Genomic DNA, 21,855 nt, shown 5'->3' with positions numbered 1-21,855 from the left:
ACTAAACCGCACGAATAAGGTAATATCCTCGCCAAATGACCGCCGGATGTCCCGCCGTTGCGGGCCACGAAGTGAGGATGCGAGCTGAATGAGCGAATTGACGCAGGATGGTGCAGAGCGTCTTGCCCTGCACACGTTTACCGAAAACGCGTACCTGAACTACTCCATGTACGTGATCATGGACCGCGCGCTGCCGTACATCGGCGATGGCCTCAAGCCAGTGCAGCGCCGTATTGTGTATGCCATGTCGGAATTGGGTCTCAATTCCAATGCCAAATTCAAAAAATCGGCGCGTACCGTTGGTGACGTGCTGGGTAAATACCATCCGCACGGCGACAGCGCCTGCTATGAAGCGATGGTGTTGATGGCGCAGCCGTTCTCCTACCGCTATCCGCTGGTGGATGGCCAGGGAAACTGGGGTGCGCCGGACGATCCGAAATCCTTCGCCGCGATGCGTTACACCGAATCGCGCCTGTCTAAATACGCTGAAATCCTGCTGGGTGAACTCGGTCAGGGCACGTCCGATTACATCCCGAACTTCGACGGCACCCTGCAGGAGCCGAAGATGTTGCCGGCGCGTCTGCCCAACATTCTGCTCAACGGCACCACCGGCATCGCCGTGGGGATGGCGACCGACATTCCGCCGCATAACCTGCGCGAAGTAGCGGAAGCAGCGGTCAAGCTGATCGACAACCCGAAAACCACGCTGAATGAGCTGCTGGATATTGTGCAAGGTCCGGATTACCCGACCGAAGCGGAGATCATCACGCCACGCAGCGAAATCCGTAAGATTTATCAGAGCGGTCGCGGTTCGATTCGCCAGCGTGCGGTGTGGAAAAAAGAAGATGGGGATGTGGTGATCACCGCGTTGCCGCATCAGGTGTCGGGCGCACGCGTGCTGGAGCAGATCGCTAACCAGATGCGCAATAAAAAGCTGCCGATGGTGGAAGATCTGCGTGATGAGTCCAACCACGAAAACCCGACGCGTTTAGTGATTGTGCCGCGCTCCAATCGCGTGGATCTCGAGCAAGTGATGAATCACCTGTTTGCCACCACCGATCTGGAAAAAAGCTACCGCGTTAACCTGAATATGATCGGACTGGATAACCGTCCGGCGGTGAAAAACCTGCTGGAAATCCTCTCTGAATGGCTGGTGTATCGCCGCGATACCGTGACGCGCCGCCTCAACTATCGTTTAGATCGCGTGCTGCGTCGCCTGCATATTCTTGAAGGTATGCTGGTGGCGTTCCTCAATATTGATGAAGTGATCCACATCATCCGTACCGAGGATGAGCCGAAGCCGGTGCTGATGTCGCGTTTTGACATCAGCGAAACCCAGGCCGAAGCGATTCTCGAACTGAAACTGCGCCATCTCGCCAAACTGGAAGAGATGAAGATTCGCGGTGAGCAGGCGGAGCTGGAAAAAGAGCGCGATCAGCTGCAGGCGATTCTGGCGTCCGAGCGCAAGATGAGCAATTTGCTGAAGAAAGAGCTGCTGGCCGATAGCCAAACCTACGGCGACGATCGCCGTTCGCCGCTGCACGAGCGCGAAGAAGCCAAAGCGCTGAGCGAAACCGAGCTGGTGAGCGCTGAGCCGGTGACCATCGTGCTGTCGCAGATGGGCTGGGTGCGCAGCGCCAAAGGCCACGATATCGATCCGGCGGGCTTAAGCTACAAAGCGGGCGACAGCTATCTGGCCGCCGCACGCGGCAAGAGCAATCAGCCGGTGGCCTTTATCGACTCCACCGGACGCAGCTACACGCTGGATCCGACCTCATTGCCGTCCGCGCGCGGACAGGGCGAGCCGCTCACCGGCAAACTGACGCCACCGCCGGGCGCGGTGATTGAGCAGGTGCTGATGGAGCCCGACGATCAGAAGCTGTTGATGGCCTCTGACGCCGGTTACGGTTTCATCTGTACCTTTGCCGATCTGGTGTCGCGCAACCGTGCCGGTAAAGCGCTGCTGACGCTGCCGGAAAACGCCAAAGTGATGACGCCAATGGCGGTGCATTCCGGCGATGATATGCTGCTGGCAATTACCCAGGCCGGACGCATGTTGATGTTCCCGGTTGGCGATCTGCCGCAGATGTCGAAAGGCAAAGGCAACAAGATCATTTTGATTCCTGCAGCGGAAGCCGCGGCGGGCACCGACAAACTACAATGGTTGCTGATTCTGCCGCCGGGCGCGTCAATCACCGTATATGTCGGTAAACGTAAGCTGATCATGCGTGATGAAGATCTGCAGAAAGTGCGTGCCGAGCGCGGTCGTCGCGGCAGCGTGGCGCGTGGCCTGCAACGCATCGATAGCGTAGAAGTGAATGCACCAGCGCGTCCGAAAGCCGACGCGAGTGAAGAGTAACGCTGTAATTCAGGCGATGGAATGCCCCATTTGAGGAATCTATGTTACTAATTTTACGAGCAATTATTGTTATTGTTTATTCGATTCTGGTCAGTATTGTTGGCTGTATCTGGTGTCTGTTTTCACCGCGTAATCCGCGTCACGTCGCAACCTTCGGCCATCTGCTCGGTCGTCTGTCGACGGTGTTTGGTCTCAAAGTGGAACTGCGTAAACCGGCGGAAGCCGCGCATTACGGTAACGCGATCTATATCGCCAACCACCAGAACAACTACGACATGATCACGGCGGCCAAAATCGTGCAGCCGACCACGGTGACCGTGGGCAAGAAAAGCCTGCTGTGGATTCCGTTCTTTGGCCAGCTCTACTGGCTGACCGGTAACCTGCTGATTGACCGTGATAACCGCTCCAAAGCGCACGGCACCATCGGTGAGTTGGTGGAACAGTTCAACAAAAAGCGCATTTCGTTCTGGATGTTCCCGGAAGGGACGCGCAGCCGCGGTCGTGGTTTGCTGCCGTTCAAAACCGGTGCGTTTCATGCAGCGGTAGCAGCCGGTGTGCCAATCATCCCGATTGTGGTTTCCAACACCCACGACAAGATCAAGCTGAACCGCTGGAACAACGGTTTGGTGATTGTGGAGATGTTGCCGCCGGTCGATACCTCGCAGTTTGCCACCACCTCGGTGCGTAAGCTCGCCACGCACTGCCGTGAATTAATGTCGACTAAACTGGAAGAATTGAACGCCGAAGTCGCCGAACGCGAAAAAAACGGTAAACTCTGAGCAGCCAAAATGGGGCAGGTGATCATCTGCCCCGTTCTCAAGCCACACAGCAACTCATCATTAATTAGAACAACATGGACACGGCGTCCTCACGCCACGCTCAAAAGGTCTGAAGTTTTATGTCTTGCAGCAGACGTCAGTTTATTCAGCTCTCTGCCGGTGTCGCACTGGCTTCCGGTGCTATGCCTTTCGCCGCCCGCGCCGCCGCGCCATTGGGCGATACGCCACTTCCTATTCCACCGCTGATTGAATCCCGTCGCGGTCAGCCGCTGTTTCTCACCTTGCAGCGCAGCCATTGGTCGTTCAGCGGCAACAGCAACAAAGTGCCGGTGTGGGGCTTTAACGGCATGTATCTCGGCCCAACGGTGCGCGTTTATAGCGGCGACGATGTGAAGCTGATTTACAGCAACCGCCTCAACGAACCGGTATCGATGACCGTCAGCGGTTTGCAGGTGCCGGGCGCGTTAATGGGCGGTGCGCCGCGCATGATGTCGGCCGGAGCTGATTGGGCGCCGGTGCTGCCGATTCGTCAGGGCGCGGGCACATTGTGGTATCACGCCAATACGCCAAATCGCATGGCGCCGCACGTCTACAACGGACTCGCCGGCATGTGGCTGGTGGAAGATGACGTCAGTAAATCGCTGCCGCTGCCGAAGCATTATGGCGTCGATGATTTCCCGCTGATTATTCAGGACAAGCGCCTCGATAACTTCGCCACGCCGGTTTATAACCCGCCCTCCAGCGGCGGTTTTATGGGCGACGTGCTGCTGGTGAACGGCGTGCAAAATCCCTATGTCGAAGTGTCGCGCGGCTGGGTGCGTTTGCGTTTGCTGAACGGCTCGAACGCGCGCCGCTTCGATCTCACCTTCTCCGATAATCGTCCCTTTACGGTGATCGCCAGCGATCAGGGCTTCCTGCCTGCGCCGGTGGCGGTGCAGCTGCTGACGCTGGCTCCCGGCGAACGTCGTGAAGTGCTGGTGGATATGTCGCAGGGCGATGAAGTCTCGATCATGGCCGGAACGGCGGCGGGTTTGATGGATCGCCTGCGCGGATTGTTTGAGCCGTCATCGATTCTGACCAATACGCTGGTGCTGAGCTTACGCCCAACCGGCTTGTTGCCGCTGGTGACTGACAATCTGCCGATGCGTTTGCTGGCGGATCAGATTCTTGATGGCGTGGCGGTGCGTACGCGCGAATTCCGCATTGGTGACAGCGAGCCGGGCATTAACGGCGTGTTGTGGGACATGAACCGCATTGATACCACCGTGCAGCAGGGCACCTTTGAGCGCTGGATTATCCACGCCGATCGCCCGCAATCGCTGCATATTCAGGGCGTGATGTTCCTGATTAAGAACGTCAATGGCGCGCAGCCGATGGGCGAAGATCGCGGCTGGAAAGATACCGTTTGGGTGGATGGCAGCGTGGAACTGCTGGTGAGCTTCCCGCAGAGTTCGTCGGATCACTTCCCGTTTGTCTATTACAGCCAGACGTTAGAGATGGCGGATCGCGGGACGGCGGGGCAGTTATTGGTGAATTCAGCGTCTTAATGCCCTCACACCAGCCCTCTCCCGCAAGTGGGCGAGGGAGCAGATCGAGCAAAACGCACCTTACGGTTCCCTCTCCCGCCTGCGGGAGAGGGTTAGGGTGAGGGAAAAGCGCGCCATACTACCCGTTAAACGCCTCCGGATCCGGTCCCAAACGGTTACCGCTATCCAGCTTACTGATCTCACTCACTTCAGTTTTATCCAACCTAAAATCAAACACCTGGAAATTCTCACGAATGCGTTCCGGGGTAATCGACTTCGGAATCACCACCAGGCCGCTATCCAGATGCCAGCGAATTACGATTTGTGCCGGCGTCTTGCTATATTTTTTCGCCAACTCGCGGATAATCTCCTGATCAAACACGCCTTTACCGCCTTGCGCCAGCGGGCTCCAGGATTCGGTTTGAATCTGGTGCAGCGCATTCCACGCATGCAGCGTGCGCTGTTGCAGCATCGGATGAAGCTCGATCTGGTTCACCACCGGCGATACGCCGGTTTCATCGATCAAACGCTTCAGGTGTGCCTCGTGGAAGTTACAAACGCCGATACTCTTGGTTAAGCCCTGTTGCTGCAGCTCAATCAAACCTTTCCAGGCTTCAACGTAGTTATCTTTTTCCGGGCACGGCCAGTGCATGAGATACAAATCCACCTGCTCTAACTGCAACTTCTTCAGGCTGGTTTCCATTGCCTGTTGCCAGTTGGTCTGGTCGTCGTTCCACAGCTTGGTGGTGATAAAAATCTCATCGCGCGCCACGTCGGTCTCTTGCAGCGCTTGCCCAACCGCTTCCTCATTTTTGTAGATAGCGGCGGTATCTATGGAGCGATAGCCAACTTTCAGGGCTTCCAGGATGGCGTTGCGCGCATCCTCAATGCTCGCTTGCCACACGCCGAGGCCAAGCTGCGGCATCATGTTGCCGTCGCGCAATTTAATAATGGGTTGATCTGCCATAATTGCTCCTTATCTGTTGCAGGGACTTACCGTAGAAAAGATGTGCTTAAGTCTAGTCAACAAACCTCACCTCAGGATCATTGTGGCAAGCGGGCGGCACTTTTGCCTGATGGATTTCTGCAAGAATCTTGCCTGATTCTCCAGAATGATGGAGCTTTGCACAGCCTTACGGCAAACTGAATTTTTAGCTGCCTGAGAGAGATGCATGCCAAACGACGCCCTTTGCCGCCAGCTAGCGCAGCGCGTAGTTGCGCTGATGAGTGACCTGCATAAGCCGCTGTGCGCGGTAGAAAATGTCAAATTGATCTATGCCTGCGAAACCTTGCCGCGTACGCCGATGATGTATCAACCCGGCATCGTGATTCTGTTTCAGGGGCGTAAAACCGGCTATCTCGGCAGCACCGTTTTCCACTACGACGCCACCAAATATCTGATGCTCACCGTACCGCTGCCGGTGGAGTGCGAAACCGAAGCCACGCTGGCGGAGCCGCTGGCCGGCATGTGTTTGAGCGTGGATGTCGCCAGCCTGCAGGATTTGCTGATGGATATCGGCGATGACGAGCAGTTCCAGCCGCAGGCACAAACCTCCGGCATCCATTCGGCGTTCATGAGCGAAGAGATGCTGTGTGCGGCCGAACGCTTGCTGGATGTGATGAATAACCCGCGCGACGCCCGCGTGCTGGGGCCGCAGCTGGTGCGCGAGATCATCTATTACGTGTTAACCGGACCGATTGGCGGCGCGTTGCTGTCGCTGGTCAATCGTCAGACGCAGTTCAGCCAGATTGCGCGCGCGCTGCGTCGCATCGAAAACCACTTCGCGGAGAGTTTGAGCGTCGACATGCTGGCCGCTGAAGTGAACATGAGCGTTTCGGCGTTTCATCATAACTTCAAAGCGGTGACGCAAACCTCGCCGCTGCAATACCTTAAGCGCTATCGCCTGCATCAGGCGCGCCTGATGATGCTGCAGGATGGCATGAAAGCCAGCGCGGCGGCGGTGCGCGTCGGTTATGAAAGTCCATCGCAGTTTTCGCGTGAGTTTAAGCGCTATTTCGGCGTGACGCCGGGAGAAGAGGCGAGCCGCGTGCGTCAAACCTTACCGTTTGACGCCGCGTCGTAATCAGGAGAGTTTCTGGCGGCGTTTTTTCCAGATCACCACAATGCTGCCTGCCAGGCCGATAAACAGCAGCGCGATCGGCAGAATCATCAGGATCGCCATCACCTGATCTTCATGGCGCTTGATAAAGGGCACATGGCTGATGCCGTAGCCCAGCGTCACCACAATCCCAACCCACAACAAGCCGCTCAGCCAGTTAAACAGCTGGAATCGGCCATTGTTTAAGCCGGAAATCCCGGCCATGGTCGGCAGTAAGGTGCGCACAAAGGCCAGGAAGCGGCCAACCAGCAGCGCCATCAAACCGTGGCGGTTAAACATATTCCACGCGCGCTGATGATATTGCGCGGGCAGATGCAGCAACCAGCTTTTCACCAGTTTGGTGTTGCCGAGCCAGCGTCCTTGCAGATAGCTGAGCCAGCAGCCAAGGCTGGCCGCCGTGGTCAGAATCACAATGGTCGGCACGAAGTCCATCACACCTTTGGCGACCATCGCGCCCGCCAGTAACAGCAGGCTATCGCCCGGCAGGAATGACGCGGGCAGCAAACCGTTTTCCAGAAACAGCGTTAAAAACATCACGCCGTAGACAATCCAAACCACATCCGGATTGCCGAGCGCGGCAAAATCCTGATGCCAAAGCGCCTGGACAATCTCATGTAAAACACCCATCAGCTATTCCATCGAGTCACAAGGAGTCTAATTTTAACCTTCTGTGGCATTGCATACGTTGATCTCTCATCGCCGCCACAGCGTGGTTTATCTTCTGTTTAACTTCTTAAACGTGCAAAACCGGCTTTAAGATCATCCAGCAAGTCATCGACATGTTCGAGGCCGATATGCAGACGCACCAGCGTGCCGTCAAAATCCACGCCGCCCGCCGGACGAATCGCCGCCAGCTCTTCAGGCTGGTTCGCCAAAATCAGGGATTCATAGCCGCCCCACGAATACGCCATGCTGAAATGGTGGAAGTGATCGAGGTAATTTGCCAGCTGCTCACGGCTCAGTTTTTCATGCAGGATGAACGAGAACAAACCGCTGCTGCCGCTGAAATCGCGCTGCCAGAATGCGTGGCCTTTACACTGCGCCAGCGCCGGATGATTAACGCGCGCCACTTCCGGCTGCGTGGCCAGCCATTCCGCCACCTGCAATCCGCTCTCTTCGTGCTGACGCAGACGTGTGCCCAGCGTACGAATGCCGCGGCTCGCCATATAAGCGGTATCGGCATCGACCATTTGGCCCATCAGATAGGAGTTCTCGCGCAGCTGCGGCCAGCAACGCTCATTTGCTACCGCCGTGCCAATCATCGCGTCGCTGTGACCAATGATGTATTTGGTGCCGGCCTGAATCGAAATATCGATGCCATGCTCCAGCGCGTTAAACAACACGCCCGCCGCCCAGGTGTTATCGATCATGATGATCGCCTCCGGCGCTTTGGCGCGCACGGCGGCAACAATCGCGGGAATATCCTGCACTTCCATGGTGATCGACGCCGGTGATTCCAGGAACACCACGCGCGTATTCGGCTGCACCAGTTCGCCAATTTCGCTGCCGATGCAGTGATCGAAATAGGTGGTGGTGACGTTCAGCTTACTGAGAATTTTCGAGCAGAAATCCTGTGTCGGTTCATAGACCGCGCCGCTCACCAGAATATGGTCGCCGGCTTCGACAAAGGACAAAATGGCATTAGAGACCGCCGCCGCGCCGCACGGATAGAGCGCGCAACCTGCGCCGCCTTCCAGCTCGGTCATGGCGTCTTGCAGCGAGAAATGGGTGAGGGTGCCGCGACGACCATAAAACAGCTCGCCTGACGCGCGGCCAGCGGTAGCACGTTTCTTGTCGGCGACCGTGTCAAAAACCAGGGATGAAGCGCGCTGAATTACGCTGTTAACTGAGCCTTGCGTGTAACGTTTACTGCGTCCCGCGCTGACAAGCGTGGTGTCTATTTTTTTCGTTGCCATCACTGCCTTTCCTGACATTTCCCACAAAACATTCACGTTACCACGAATCAGTGTAGCGGGTTGAGCCTGATTGCGGATTATCAGAGTGAGGCCAGTATTGCGCATAACATCCGCTAACTTGCGGAAATGGCGGGCATCTTTGCTTTGTAAATAGTAATGAGAACCACTATCACTTCGGTGGTGTTTTTTGCTATGATCCGCGCTTCAATCGTGAACTGTGCAACAGAAGTTGGAGATGCAGCGTGGTAGCCAGTGATTTGATGCAAACGGATCTTTCCGTTTGGGGCATGTATCAGCATGCCGATATCGTGGTAAAGATTGTGATGATTGGCCTGTTACTGGCTTCGGTTGTCACCTGGGCAATTTTCTTCGGTAAGTTTGCTGAGCTGAGCGGGGCGAAACGTCGCCTGAAACGCGAGCAGCAAGCGCTGGGCGAAGCCCGCTCATTAAACGATGCTTACCGTGCTGCTGAAAACTTCAAAAGTAACAGCCACAGCGCTGTGCTGCTTAACGACGCGCAGAATGAGCTGGAGCTCTCCGCTGGTACTGAAGATCTGGATGGCATCAAAGAGCGCACCAGCTTCCGTCTCGAACGCCGCGTGGCTGCATTTAGCCGTCATGCCGGTCGCGGTAATGGATTCCTCGCCACCATCGGTTCCGTTGCGCCGTTTATCGGTCTGTTCGGTACCGTTTGGGGCATCATGAACAGCTTCATCGGCATAGCGAAAACGCAAACCACTAACCTCGCAGTCGTCGCGCCGGGCATCGCCGAAGCGCTGCTGGCTACCGCGATTGGTCTGGTGGCGGCAATCCCCGCCGTGGTTATCTACAACGTCTTCGCGCGTATGATTGCCAGCTACAAAGCGTCGCTGGGCGATGTCGCCGCGCAGGTGATGTTGCTGCAGAGCCGCGATCTGGATCTCGGCAACGTGGATACCGCGAAAGAAGCCAACCGTCCAGCGGCGGCACAGAAACTGCGCGTAGGATAAGTATTATGGCGATGCGTTTAAACGATGACTCCGTCGGCGATGGCGAAATGCACGAAATCAACGTGACGCCGTTTATCGACGTCATGTTAGTTCTGCTGATCATCTTTATGGTCGCCGCGCCATTAGCTACCGTCGATGTGCGCGTTAACCTGCCAGCATCGACCAGCGCGCCGCAGCCGCGTCCGGAAAAACCGGTTTATCTCTCCATCAAGGAAGATAAGCAGATCTTCATCGGAAACGATGCGGTCACCAAAGAGACGCTGGTGAATGCGCTGACGGCACAAACCGAAGGCAAGAAAGACACCACCATCTTCTTCCAGGCGGATAAATCGGTGGATTACGCCACCCTAATGGAAGTGATGGATCAGCTGCGTGAAGCCGGTTATCTGAAGATTGGTTTGATGGGCATGGAAACGGTGAAGAAGTAACGTCACTCCACTTAGCCTTGCCGTAAAGGTCGCTCCCGTAGCGGCCTTTTTTAATGCCTGCACGCAATTTGTTAATTTATTGTTACTATTGGTCGTATTTTTGTAAACTGCAATGGTGAAGAAGATCACGTTTATTCCTGGCCCGGCACGCTACAACGGAAGAAAAACCAGGAAGGACAATATGAGCGCGAGTCACTCTTTACAAAAGTCGCCGCAAAGCGGTGCCAAAACCATCTTTAGCGTTACCAGCGGTAACTTCCTTGAGATGTACGATTTCATGGTGTTTGGCTATTACGCCACGGCGATCGCCAAAACCTTTTTTCCCGGCGATGATCCCTTTGCCTCTCTCATGCTGACGCTGATGACCTTCGGTGCAGGCTTCCTGATGCGCCCGCTCGGCGCGATTATTCTTGGTGCTTACATCGACCATCATGGCCGTCGTAAAGGCTTGCTGTTAACGCTCGGCTTGATGGCGATTGGGACCTTAACCATCGCGCTGGTGCCCGGATACGCCACGCTCGGTGCCGCCGCACCGATCCTGATTTTGCTCGGTCGTTTATTACAGGGCTTCTCGGCGGGCGTTGAGCTGGGCGGCGTATCGGTGTATCTGGCGGAAGTGGCGCCGAAAGGGCGCAAAGGCTTCTATGTCAGCTGGCAATCGGGCAGCCAGCAGGTTGCGGTGATCTTCGCCGCGCTGCTCGGTTTGGGCCTGAACCATCTGCTGGCGAAAGACGCCGTCACCGAATGGGGCTGGCGTATTCCGTTTGTGGTGGGATGTATGATCGTGCCGTTCCTGTTCTATATCCGCCGCATGCTGGAAGAGACCGAAGCCTTCAGCCAGCGTAAACATCATCCCTCAATGCGTCAGATTATGCGTTCGGTCGGGCAGAACTGGGCGCTGGTGCTGGCAGGGATGTTGATGGTGGTTACCACCACCGTGATGTTCTACATGATCACCGCCTTTACCCCGACGTTCGGCAAAACCGTGCTGATGATGAGTGACAAACAGAGCTTCCTGGTGACGCTGTTTGTCGGCATCTCCAACCTGTTTTGGCTGCCGGTGATGGGTTCGCTGTCGGATCGCATCGGTCGTCGTCCGCTGCTGATTGTCTGCACCCTCTTGATGATTTTAACTACCTGGCCGGTGCTGCATTGGCTGGTGGGAGCGCCGACCTTCTCCCATCTGGTTGAGGCCGAGCTGTGGCTGTCGTTCCTTTATGCCAGTTATAACGGCGCGATGGTGGTGTATCTGGCTGAGATCATGCCGGCAGAAGTGCGCGCTTCGGGTTTCTCACTGGCCTACAGCCTGGCAACCGCGCTGTTTGGCGGCTTTACGCCAGCGGTGTCGAGCTATCTGATTCATGCGACAGGCGATAAAGCGATGCCGGGCGTGTGGCTCTCTTTTGCGGCGGTGTGCGGATTGGTCGGCACGCTGCTGATTGGCCGCATGGTGAAGCAGTATCAAGCGCAACATCGTTCCCCTCACCCTAACCCTCTCCCGCAAGCGGGAGAGGGAATGTTTAGGTAAAAACTTAACTCACAAACCTCTCGATCAGCCCCTTCTCCCGCCTGCGGGAGAAGGCTGGGATGAGGGACTGCGCGCACCCCGCTAAAACGACACATCCACCACCACGCTATCGGTATAATTCCCCGCCGCGGGCGTATTCTGCGTGGTCAAAATCTGCGCCGTATAGGTAAAGTTGCGCGTCACGGTATCCGCATTCAACGATGTCGAGGTGGTGCTGCTCCAGCGATCGGTGCCGGTCGGTCCCCAGCGCGATGTGGTGGTGGTGCCTTTGTAGATGTCATACGCCAGCCGGTTAGTTCCGCTCGCCATCTGCCGCGTGGTGCCGCTGTAGTAACTGCCGTTGCTCAAGCCCACGGTATAAGTGCTGCCCTTCGAACACACCACGTTAATCGTCTGCTGCACCGTTGAGAAACTGCCCACCAAAGGCGCGCTGCCAAAACTGACGTTGGGCGCAGTGATGGTGGTGCAATCGTTGGTCACCACCAGATTCACGGTAATCGGCATCGCCGTACCCGTGCTGCTCTGTACCGTTCCCACACACAATCCTCCCACGTTTAACCCGGCGCACACCGTATAACTCACGGTAATGGTAATGGTGGTGGTATAGGTGCCGGCGGCGATCACCTGGCCGGGTACGGTGCGGAAGTAGAGCGGAATATTGAAGTTAAGGGTGTTTCCCAACGCCAGCAGCGAGGCGGAACTCCAGCGATAGCTGCCGCCCTGCTGTAATTCGGTGGCGCAGGCGCTGTCGATACACAGCTGAATCGGAATGTTATCGGTGCCGCCGCTGGCGGTTTTCAACACGGCACGCGTGCCGCTGAGGTTTGAGGCGGTGGTAAAGGCATAGGTGATGTTATCGGAGCCCAGCAGCGAAAGCGTACCCGAACCGCAGTTGACGTTAGTGGTGCTTGAGGTGTTATTCACCGTTGAAGCGACGGAAAACGTGGTAACCGATCCGAACGTGGCGGTGGGGGCCGATAAGCTACACAACGCATAGCTGGTGCCCGGCAGTAAAAACAGCGCCAGCAGGAGCAGAAGCTTTCTCATGGTGAAATCCCTGACGGTGAATGATCCGCGCTGCTCACCGCAGAGCCTTGCGGTGGCGGTGGCAGCGGGCAGGTAAGCGGTCCGTAAGTTTCCAGCGCTTTTGGCTGCCCGTCGGCGATAGCCAGTTGCGTATCGCAGCTGCGTCCATCCGGCGTCACCACATGAATCGGGTTATTGGCATCGAGATCCTCCATCCACACAATGCCGTCCCAGCCGACATATTCGGTGGCCTGATTCGGACGCAGCACCTGGCTGGAAATCGGCAGCGGCTGATGATTGCTGTCATGCAGTACCACGCTGGCGGCGCGCAGACGCTCGACCGGGAAATTGAGCAGATAGCCGCTCTTACGCTTCACCGCAAAGCGTTGTTCAACCTTCGGCGCGGTGCGATCGGCGGGCAGGTCCAGCGTATCGATGTCGTATTTGGCGCCGTAATAGCTGCTGATCGATGGCACCAGCAGATAGCCTTGTTTATCGGTGCGGCCCATGGTCTGGTTCTCATAACGCACCGTTACGTCGGGATAATCAGTTTTCACCACCACAAAGGCATCGTTGATGTCATTGGCAGCGAACACGCGGTTATCCATCAATACCACCGAGCCGGTAAAATCGGCCCATTGCGTGGTGTTGTCGTTATCGCCGTAGAAACCGGCTGAGGTATCAATTTTGTTATTGCGATAACGCAGACTGGCCTGACGATAATCGCCACTGTCGCTGCCCTGATTAGCCCAGGCCGCATCCCAGGAGAAGCCACCGTCGGTTGGCATCGCGCGCGACACATACAGACGCTGGCTGTTATTGCCCTCCTGATCGCGTTCCGTGCTTACCGAGGCGCTGCTCTGTTCGCCGAAAGGGATGATCAGCGAAATGGCGCCGCTCCAGTTGCCCTGATCCTGATCGCGGCTGGCGGAGATATACAGGCTGCTGTTGCCCCACAGATTTTTACTCCACGACAGATTCAGTAAACGCGTGCGGTCACCGTTGCCGCCGGAGATATCAAAATAAGCCAGGCCAAGGCTGCCGTAGTCACTTAGCGACACGCTGGCGGTGTATTGCGCGCTGCGTCGCGCCAGCGAGTAACTGGTGTTCGCGCTGTCGCCACGGCTGCCGACCAGCGCGAGATTCCCGAAATCGACGCTGCGAATGATGTGCTGGGTTCCCAGGCTGAACCAACTATTGTTGTACTGATAGCCCCAGCTGTATTGCGTGCCGGGATTACCGTCCATCTGGCTCTGCGCCAGCGCGCCATTCACCACGCCTAAACTGCCGAGCTTCACCAATCCACCCGCGCCGCCCATCGCCACGCTGTCGCTGCCTTCCGCATGGCTCTCCAGCGTCAGCCAGTCGTTCAGCCCGTAGCGATAGGAGCCGCTGGCCGCCGCCGCACCGTAATCAAAATTGTTGATGCCGTAGTTTTCGCGAATGGCACCGGCGGAGAATGAATAATCGGATAACCCGGTTTTCAGCAAGCTGCTGGAGACGTAAAACGGCAGTGTGGTGGTGACTTGTCGGCCCACCGCATCGGTGGTGGTGATCACTGCATCGCCGGCGCCGTTAACGAAAGGGACATTGGTGAGCGACCACGGGCCCGGTTGCACGTCGGCCTGGGTGCTGCGATAGCCATTGATAAACAGATCGACCGAAGAGGGCACCGCCGCCTGGCCGGAAAAGGCGGGCAGCGGATAGGTCACCAGATCCGGCCGTACGCTGAAGTCGCGGCCAATCTGCACGCCACCCAGCCGCACGCTGTTGCTCCAGCTCAGCGCATCAGTAACCAAATCCCCGGCGCGCCAACTGATCGCTGCGTTCTCGTTTTCATTACTGAACCACGTATCGTAGCGGATATAGCCTTCCTGCTGACCGGCAACGCCACCTTCCAGTTGCTGCACGTAAACGCCGTTGGTAGAAAACTGGCCAGCCGGGCCAAACAAGCGCAGTTCGTTCCAGCTGGAGAGGCGCGAACCGGCGTTATCGGTACGGGTGGCGTAAAAGTCATAGTTGAGCAGCGCGCCATTGCTGGCGCGACCGGGAAAGCGCGGTGCATGCTGTAACTGGCCAATGGTTTGACCCGGCAGCCAGGCGGGTGGCACCGTCAATAACAGGCGCTGGCGTCGTTCGTCATACTCCACTTTCGCTCCGCTGAGTTGATTGACATCGATCTGCTGGCCTTGCAGTTTCTCGGCCGGAATACCGGCGCGTTGCAAATCGCCGCGTCGCAACCAGAAATCACCATTCTTACGTTCAACCGGCACGATGTCGCCACGTTCGCCCTGATTCACCACCAGTTCCAGCATGTATTGCTGACCGCTGGCGTTATTCTCCAGCGCAGGCGGCGGTGGCAGTTCGGAGAAGGTCTCCGCGCTGCTACTCATCGGACTGATACAAAGCACGCTGGCGACGGCCAGCGCGCAGGGATGCGGCGTAAACTTCATCAACGCGCGGCCGCGCTGCTCCAGTGACCTTTATTCATTTCGGCCGACAGCTCACCGCTCACGCTGCGGGTTAACGGCCAGCGATGGCTGCTGTTGGCCAGCACATAGCCAAACAAGCCGTTGCCCATTTTGCGTCCGCCAATGGTGACGTTACTTAAGCGCGCGTGGCCATTACCGCGATTAGTCAGCTCCAGCCAGCGTTTGCCGCCGCTGTTCACTTCCTGCCAGCTCAGCTGCGGTTTTGCCGTGTCGCGCGTCACGCCGCTGCCGTAGATGAACAGCGGCACCGAATAGCGCATCTGGAAAGTGAGTCCGGCCTGATTTTCGCCTGGCGTGCGCGGTGTAGGGATCTCATCCAGCACCACGCGAAAGGCCACTTCACGTCCGGCTTCAGGTGGCGTTTGCTTAATTAAACGCACCAGTTGCTTCTGTCCTGGCTCGAGGCGCACCATCGGCGGGCTCGCCACCACTTGCTGCTGGGTTTGATACTGCTCCTGGCCGTTAACCTGCTGCCAACTGAAGATGCGCACCTGCATCATGGTGGTGGCATTGCCGCGATTCTCCAGCCACAGCTCGCTGGCTTTATCTTCCGGATCAATCGCCGGATCGATCGGCCACACCATCAGCGAATTGGCGGCATGCACCGCAGGCGTTAGGGCCAAAGATAACAACAGGATCAGGGCGCGCAGGTTAATCATCATTCCTCCTTTTAAGTGACGCCATCACCAACTCAGCGTGACGGTTAAAGTGTCGGTATAGGTCCCGGCGCGCGTGGGGCCGGGCAGCGTTAATAAGCCGTAAATCGGCAACGTGATGTTGTTGGCATTGCTGTAGCTCAGCGCCATCGGGCTATTCACCGGAATTGCCGTGGTGTGTGCCGCATTGGTATACAGGCTGTACGCCACGGTATTGGTGTTACTGGTGTGTTTGAGATTGCGCGTGGAGGTGTAATGACTGCCGCCGTTGATGCTCATACTCACGGCGGTGCCTGGCGTGCAGGCGAGCGTGATAGTGGTGCTTTGCACATAGCTGGCGCTGACGCTGCTTGCGGCCACACCAGATTGGGTACCAAAATTAAGCGTGCCAAATACCCCGGTATTGGTTCCGGAGACAACACAGCCTGCCACTACTGATGCTGAAACCTGAAACGTTGCGGTCGGCAACCCCCAGGCGGAGACGCTCCCTATCAGCAGGGCAAGGCCGCCTGCACTGTGCACCCACCGTTGCACCACGGCCTCCCTGATTATCCTTTCCCTCAGTAATTCACCGCCACGTTGATGGTGTCGGTGTAGGTCCCTGCCGGAATCAAGGGGTTAAACCCGCCGCCCACAACCTGACCATAAATGGCGTAGTTGGTCCCGAGTGTAGGATCGGTGGTACCACTGGCAGCGATATTGGTGTTGTTGGCGATGGCGGTAGTGAATGCGGCGTCGCTATACAGCGTATAGGCAATGCCTTGCGTATTGTTGGAGCCGAGGATCAGGTAGCGTGGCTGGCCACTCACCGTGCCGTAAACGGTCGCCGGTGCAGCGTTGCTGCTGGTGACCTGCACGTTGAAAGTTTGTCCGGTGGTGCAGCGAACAAAGATGCCGTTACCTGCTGCGCCAACCAGGGTGGCATTGAGCGTATCAAAAGTGGCTGCGCTGCTACCAAAGTTCAGGGTACCGAAGTTCACTCCCGTCGTGGCCGATTGACCGTTCACCAAACAACCGGTGGTCAGCGTCAACGTCGCATTGATGGTTCCCGTTGTGGTGGCGGCAAAAACAGCATGAGGTGCCAGTGCGGCGCTTAGGCTAGACGCCACAAGAAAAAGCTTGAGTTTCATAATCATTCCTTACTGATTATCCAAGGTCAGTGCTTTTTCACCTGGTCATACATTTATGGAAATACATCCGAAATCAAACAAGAGCCGCAATGGACTCGACAGCGTAAGCGCCTGCCGCCTAAGAAAATTCCTGGATGGCGGATTAATGATTTATATCAGTTTTCTTTACTATAGATCAGCAAATTGGCCCCTGTATGCAGATGGTTCAATTTTTCCCTAATCAATTCACACTTTTCGCCGATAACTCAGTAATCACAAGGGGTAGCGAGCGGTTAAAAAAACTAAATAGACGATGATTTCACCCTCTACCGCGCGCTTCGGTTCAATGTTATGTTCGTGCATTAATCAGATATTATTAATTTTTCGCTTAACGACTGACGATGAAAATAAAAAAAATCCGCACGACAACTCCAGATTTTTCTGGACCAGTTCTGTATTGAACTGCGCCGCAGGGGGACATTAATCGCCCTTGATCGGCGCTTTATCATTCTTGTTTTGTTTTGACGACACCGCACCCGCTCCGCAGCGGGTAGAGTTTAGGAGCGCACATGCTGCTGGTTACCTGGGATAGCGTTCTGGTTACCGTTTCACTGATCGTGGCCTTCATTGCCGCGTTCACCGCCTTAGATACCGCCGGGCGCGTGGCCGTTTCACGCGGTTATCTGGCAACACTGTGGTTGATCGGCGGGGGCACCGCGATGGGCATCGGCGTGTGGGCAATGCACTTTATTGGCATGCTGGCGATGATGATGCCAATGACCATGCGCTACAACGTCGAGCTGACCGCCATCTCATTGCTGGTGGCGATTATCAGCGCCATCTTCGCCTTTGCGCAGGGCGTGCAGGGCAGTCATCTCACCCGACGCCGCTTAATTCGCGGCACCTTAATCATGGGAAGCGGCATCATTGTCATGCACTACCTCGGCATGAACGCGTTGATGATTGCCACCCCGATTTACTGGAATCTGCCGCTGGTGACGCTTTCGGTGCTGATTGCCTACGCAGCATCAGGTGCGGCGTTATGGCTGGCGTTTCATCTGCGCCAGGGCGAAAGCCTGCTGCTGCTGCGCGCCTGTGCAGCACTGGTGATGGGCATTGCGATTGCCGGCATGCATTACACCGGCATGGCGGCAGCAGAATTCGTTATGCCGGTGAGCATGCAACACCACGGCGCCAGCGAAGAGGGAATGGCGGTGTGGGTCACGATTATCACGCTGAGCATTCTGGGGCTGATGTTACTGATCTCGATGCTGGATGCGCAACTGCGTGCCGCGCGTCTCGCTGCCAAACTCAAGCGCGCCAACAGCGAGCTGCGCCAGCTGGCGATGCATGACAACCTCACCGCGCTGCCAAATCGCGTGATGCTGGAGCAGCAACTCACCACGGCGATCAAGCAGGCGACGCTGCAGGATGAAAACTTCGCGCTGATGTTCATGGATCTCGATGGTTTCAAAGCCATTAACGACACATGGGGCCATCACGTTGGCGACCGCTTGCTGATCGCGGTAGCCGATCGTTTGCGCGATGAACTGAGTGAGGAGATTCTTTTGGCGCGTCTGGGCGGCGATGAATTCGTCATACTGTGCCCGCAATTTCATCTGCATCAGGCCACCAAACTGGCGCAGCGTTTGGTTCAAATCATTGATGCGCCTTTCGAACTTGATCGCTATTCGCTGCGCGTCTCGCTCAGCGTCGGTATCGTTATCTTCCCGCTGCATGGTCGCAGCCAGCAGGAGCTGATGTTCAACGCCGACTCCGCCATGTATCACACCAAACACAGCGGGCGTAACGGCTGGTGCCTGTTTGAACCGGCGATGAGCGCGGTGGCGCAGCATCAGTTGGCGCTGGCTAACGATCTGTGGAACGCGCTGGAGTATCAGGAGATGCGCCTGTTCTATCAGCCAAAATTCCGCGCGGGTGGCACCGTATTGATGGGCTTCGAGGCGCTGCTGCGCTGGCAGCATCCGCGTCGTGGCCTGCTGATGCCCGATATGTTCCTGGCGCGCGCCGAGAAAACCGGGCAAATTGTCGCGCTGGGTAACTGGGTGATCAATGAAGCCTGCCGCCAGCTGAAGCAGTGGCACGATGAAGGTAACGGCGACTGGACGGTATCGGTCAACCTCTCGGCTCTGCAGTTCCAGCAGCGTGATTTGATTGAGAGCGTGCGCCAGGCATTGCAGCGCCATCAAATCCCTGACGGGGCGTTGATGCTGGAAATTACCGAGAATATCGCGATGCGCGATCCGCAGTTCAGCCAGCAGCGCATTGCCGAACTGCATTGTCTTGGGGTGAAAGTGGCGATTGATAACTTCGGCATCGGCTACGCCAACTTGCTGCACTTGAAACACCTTGAAGCCAGCGAGTTGAAAATCGACCGCGCCTTTATCAACAGTTTGCGCGCCGGCAGCGAAGACGCCACGGTGGTCACTGCGATGTTGACGCTGGCACAAACGCTTAACCTGCGCATGGTGGCGGAAGGGGTCGAAACCGAGGAGCAGCAGCGTTTGCTCACCGGGTTAGGCTTCGACACGCTGCAAGGTTATCTGCTCGGCAAGCCCACGCCAGCCGATCGCATCGGTGAATTTACCGCTGCGCTTGCGGTGCCGCTGGCCTTTAGCGATAACGTGGTGCCGCTGGCGGGCGCGCAATAAACAATTTTTAGTTTCTTCCCCATCGGAAGGTTTCATCGTTCAAAAACTCATATCGGCAGTTACGCTGCCGATAATTCCTACAATAAAACCAATAGACCGCACTTTTTTAACAACAACACCACAGCTGACTTACACCGGCTTTTACTTGGGAAATCACTATGTTAGTGACTTCGTACGATTCGTTTACCGTCATCGTCTCGATTCTGGTAGCGATGCTGGCCTCGTTTACTGCGCTTGATATGGCAGGGCGCGTGGCTTCCTCAACTGGCAAGGTGGCGCTGGTTTGGTTATTCGGCGGTGGATTCGCTATGGGCGTGGGCATCTGGGCGATGCACTTCATTGGCATGCTGTCGATGAGCCTCGATATGGTCATGAGCTATGATCCTACGCTCACCGTCACCTCCATGGTGGTGGCGGTATTAGCCTCGGTTTTTGCGCTGTGGCTGGTGTGCTCAACGCCGACCTTGCCGTGGCTGCGATTGTGTGGCGGTGCTGTGGTGCTGGGTTCCGGCGTTGTAGCAATGCACTACACCGGCATGGCGGCGCTGATGTTTACGCCCGGCATCACCTGGAATTGGGGTTGGGTGGCGGCATCGGTGGCGATTGCGCTGGTGGCCTCAGGCGCCGCGCTCTGGCTGGCGTTTAACCTGCGCGAAGGTCACGGCCGCGTCACCGCGTTGCGTTTAGGCGCATCGGTGGTGATGGGCTGTGCGATTGCCGGCATGCACTACACCGGCATGGCGGCGGCCAATTTCCCGATGCACAGCCATGCAACGCACATGGGCGTAAACAGCAACTGGCTGGCGGTGGTGGTGACGGTGGTGACGCTAGCGATCCTCGGCATTACTTTGCTGGTCTCAATGCTCGATGCACGTCTGCAAGCGCGCACCTCGATCCTCGCCCACTCGCTGGCGGAAGCCAACCGTGAGCTGGCACAGCTGGCGCTACACGATAACCTGACGCGTCTGCCTAACCGTATTTTGTTGGAAGATCGTCTGGAGCAAGCCCTCAATAAAGCCAACCGTGAAAAAACGCAGTTTGCGCTGATGTTTATGGATCTGGATGGCTTTAAAGCGGTAAATGACGCTTTTGGCCATCACGTGGGCGACAACCTGCTGATTGGCGTGACCGAGCGCATGACCGAACAGATGAAAGGGCATTACACGCTGGCGCGCATGGGCGGCGACGAGTTTGTGCTGCTGCTGGAAATTGATGAACCCAATGATGCCGCAGCGGTTGCTGATACGCTGGTGAAAGCGGTGGATCGCCCATTCGATATCTCGCGCTATGAGCTGGTGGTGTCGCTGAGTATTGGAATTGCGGTTTACCCCGGTGACGGCAAAGATGATCGCGAGCTGATGTTCAACGCCGATGCCGCCATGTATCACACCAAGAACAACGGCCGCAACGGTTACACCTTCTTCCAGCCGTCAATGAACACGCTGGCGCAGTCGCAATTGCAGCTGAACAACGATCTGTGGCAAGCGCTGGATAACGAAGAGTTACGCCTGTTCTATCAGCCAAAATACTGCGCGCCGAGCGGCCCGATCCTTGGCTTTGAAGCGCTGCTGCGCTGGCAGCATCCTTCACGCGGTCTGCTGGCGCCGGACGCCTTTCTGCCGATGGCGGAAAAGACCGGCATGATCATTAACATCGGCAACTGGGTGATCAACGAAGCCTGTCGCCAGCTGCGTGCCTGGCATCTGCAGGGCCACCCGCACTGGTCGGTGGCGGTCAATTTGTCGGCTGTACAATTTGAGCAAAGCAATCTGGTGGAAACCGTCACCGAGGCGCTGACGCAGCACCAGATTCCGGCTGAACTTTTGACGCTGGAAGTGACCGAAACCACGGCGATGCGCGATCCGGAAGAGAGCGTGCGTATTCTTACCGAGCTCACCAATATGGGCGTGAAGGCTTCGATTGATGATTTCGGCACCGGCTACTCCAGCTTGTTGTATCTCAAGCGGTTACCGGCCAGCGAGCTGAAAATCGATCGCGCTTTTGTTAATGAACTGCAGGCGCATTCGGAAGATGCCACCATCGTCTCCGCCATTGTGGCGCTGGCGCAGTCGTTGCATCTGAAAGTGGTCGCCGAAGGGGTAGAAACCCAGGATCAACAGGCGTTCCTCACCGGTTTAGGCTGCGATACGTTGCAGGGCTATTTGCTGGGTAAACCGGTGCCGCCGGAACGCATTGGCGAGCTGCCGAATTTTTATCAAGAAGAGTTAGCGCTGGAGCAGGTGCCTTAACGCCTT

The 21,855-nt window shown here is 56.7% G+C and carries 17 protein-coding genes; 9 read left to right on the top strand and 8 right to left on the bottom strand.

Features of this window, described 5'->3' with window-relative positions; translation table 11 throughout:
* Positions 1-88: 88 nt before the first annotated feature.
* From parC to ftsP, 3 genes are all read left to right on the top strand, one after another.
* Positions 89-2,359, top strand: coding sequence for a DNA topoisomerase IV subunit A (gene parC / locus P6287_RS16465; RefSeq protein WP_277974114.1), 2,271 nt, complete (start codon positions 89-91; stop codon positions 2,357-2,359).
* Positions 2,360-2,400: 41 nt separating this feature from the next.
* A complete protein-coding gene (locus P6287_RS16460; RefSeq protein ID WP_101763012.1) occupies positions 2,401-3,138 on the top strand; it encodes a 1-acylglycerol-3-phosphate O-acyltransferase in 738 nt (245 codons plus the stop codon).
* A 119-nt stretch (positions 3,139-3,257) separates the two neighbouring features.
* Complete coding sequence (ftsP, locus tag P6287_RS16455; protein WP_101763013.1) at positions 3,258-4,685, top strand: cell division protein FtsP; 1,428 nt, start codon at positions 3,258-3,260, stop codon at positions 4,683-4,685.
* Between the two features lie 118 nt (positions 4,686-4,803).
* Here ftsP and dkgA read toward each other — a convergent pair whose 3' ends face one another.
* Positions 4,804-5,631 carry a 2,5-didehydrogluconate reductase DkgA gene (gene dkgA / locus P6287_RS16450; protein ID WP_210081114.1) on the bottom strand — a complete coding sequence of 276 codons (828 nt, stop codon included), beginning with the start codon at positions 5,629-5,631 and terminating at the stop codon, positions 4,804-4,806.
* 205 nt (positions 5,632-5,836) lie between these two features.
* Between dkgA and P6287_RS16445 the strand changes: the two genes are divergently transcribed.
* On the top strand, positions 5,837-6,748 hold the full coding sequence (locus P6287_RS16445) for an AraC family transcriptional regulator (RefSeq protein WP_101761795.1): 912 nt from the start codon (positions 5,837-5,839) through the stop codon (positions 6,746-6,748).
* Here P6287_RS16445 and P6287_RS16440 read toward each other — a convergent pair whose 3' ends face one another.
* A complete protein-coding gene (locus P6287_RS16440) occupies positions 6,749-7,411 on the bottom strand; it encodes a DedA family protein (RefSeq protein WP_101761796.1) in 663 nt (220 codons plus the stop codon).
* A gap of 98 nt (positions 7,412-7,509) precedes the next feature.
* Entirely contained in the window at positions 7,510-8,700 is a 1,191-nt protein-coding gene (gene metC / locus P6287_RS16435; RefSeq protein ID WP_192412117.1) for a cystathionine beta-lyase, read from the bottom strand.
* A gap of 260 nt (positions 8,701-8,960) precedes the next feature.
* Between metC and exbB the strand changes: the two genes are divergently transcribed.
* From exbB to P6287_RS16420, 3 genes are all read left to right on the top strand, one after another.
* Positions 8,961-9,689, top strand: coding sequence for a tol-pal system-associated acyl-CoA thioesterase (exbB, locus tag P6287_RS16430; RefSeq protein WP_192236537.1), 729 nt, complete (start codon positions 8,961-8,963; stop codon positions 9,687-9,689).
* Positions 9,690-9,694: 5 nt separating this feature from the next.
* On the top strand, positions 9,695-10,117 hold the full coding sequence (gene exbD, locus P6287_RS16425) for a TonB system transport protein ExbD (protein WP_008103349.1): 423 nt from the start codon (positions 9,695-9,697) through the stop codon (positions 10,115-10,117).
* Between the two features lie 181 nt (positions 10,118-10,298).
* Entirely contained in the window at positions 10,299-11,645 is a 1,347-nt protein-coding gene (locus tag P6287_RS16420) for an MFS transporter (RefSeq protein WP_110867293.1), read from the top strand.
* 81 nt (positions 11,646-11,726) lie between these two features.
* On the opposite strand, the gene P6287_RS16415 is transcribed toward P6287_RS16420, so the two are convergent.
* From P6287_RS16415 to P6287_RS16395, 5 genes are read right to left on the bottom strand one after another with little or no spacing between them, the layout of a single operon-like run.
* Positions 11,727-12,692, bottom strand: coding sequence for a spore coat U domain-containing protein (locus P6287_RS16415; RefSeq protein ID WP_277974113.1), 966 nt, complete (start codon positions 12,690-12,692; stop codon positions 11,727-11,729).
* Positions 12,689-15,124: a fimbria/pilus outer membrane usher protein gene (locus tag P6287_RS16410; RefSeq protein WP_277974112.1), complete on the bottom strand. Its 2,436-nt coding sequence runs from the start codon at positions 15,122-15,124 to the stop codon at positions 12,689-12,691. The genes P6287_RS16415 and P6287_RS16410 overlap by 4 nt, the downstream gene beginning before the upstream one ends.
* On the bottom strand, positions 15,124-15,822 hold the full coding sequence (locus P6287_RS16405) for a molecular chaperone (RefSeq protein WP_277974943.1): 699 nt from the start codon (positions 15,820-15,822) through the stop codon (positions 15,124-15,126). Before P6287_RS16405 ends, P6287_RS16410 begins: the two co-directional genes overlap by 1 nt.
* A gap of 24 nt (positions 15,823-15,846) precedes the next feature.
* Entirely contained in the window at positions 15,847-16,341 is a 495-nt protein-coding gene (locus P6287_RS16400) for a spore coat U domain-containing protein (RefSeq protein ID WP_277974942.1), read from the bottom strand.
* Positions 16,342-16,379: 38 nt separating this feature from the next.
* Positions 16,380-16,949, bottom strand: coding sequence for a spore coat protein U domain-containing protein (locus P6287_RS16395; RefSeq protein ID WP_277974111.1), 570 nt, complete (start codon positions 16,947-16,949; stop codon positions 16,380-16,382).
* Positions 16,950-17,497: 548 nt separating this feature from the next.
* On the opposite strand from P6287_RS16395, the gene P6287_RS16390 reads away from it, so the two are divergent.
* Together P6287_RS16390 and P6287_RS16385 are read left to right on the top strand one after the other, a co-directional pair.
* Positions 17,498-19,600: a bifunctional diguanylate cyclase/phosphodiesterase gene (locus P6287_RS16390; RefSeq protein WP_192412113.1), complete on the top strand. Its 2,103-nt coding sequence runs from the start codon at positions 17,498-17,500 to the stop codon at positions 19,598-19,600.
* 158 nt (positions 19,601-19,758) lie between these two features.
* Positions 19,759-21,849 carry a bifunctional diguanylate cyclase/phosphodiesterase gene (locus P6287_RS16385; RefSeq protein ID WP_192412112.1) on the top strand — a complete coding sequence of 697 codons (2,091 nt, stop codon included), beginning with the start codon at positions 19,759-19,761 and terminating at the stop codon, positions 21,847-21,849.
* Positions 21,850-21,855: the final 6 nt, after the last annotated feature.

The organism is Pantoea sp. X85, assembly GCF_029623675.1.
Lineage (GTDB): Bacteria > Pseudomonadota > Gammaproteobacteria > Enterobacterales > Enterobacteriaceae > Pantoea > Pantoea leporis.
Note: the sequence above shows the minus strand (reverse complement) of the source record. Positions and strands in the feature narration are given on the sequence as shown.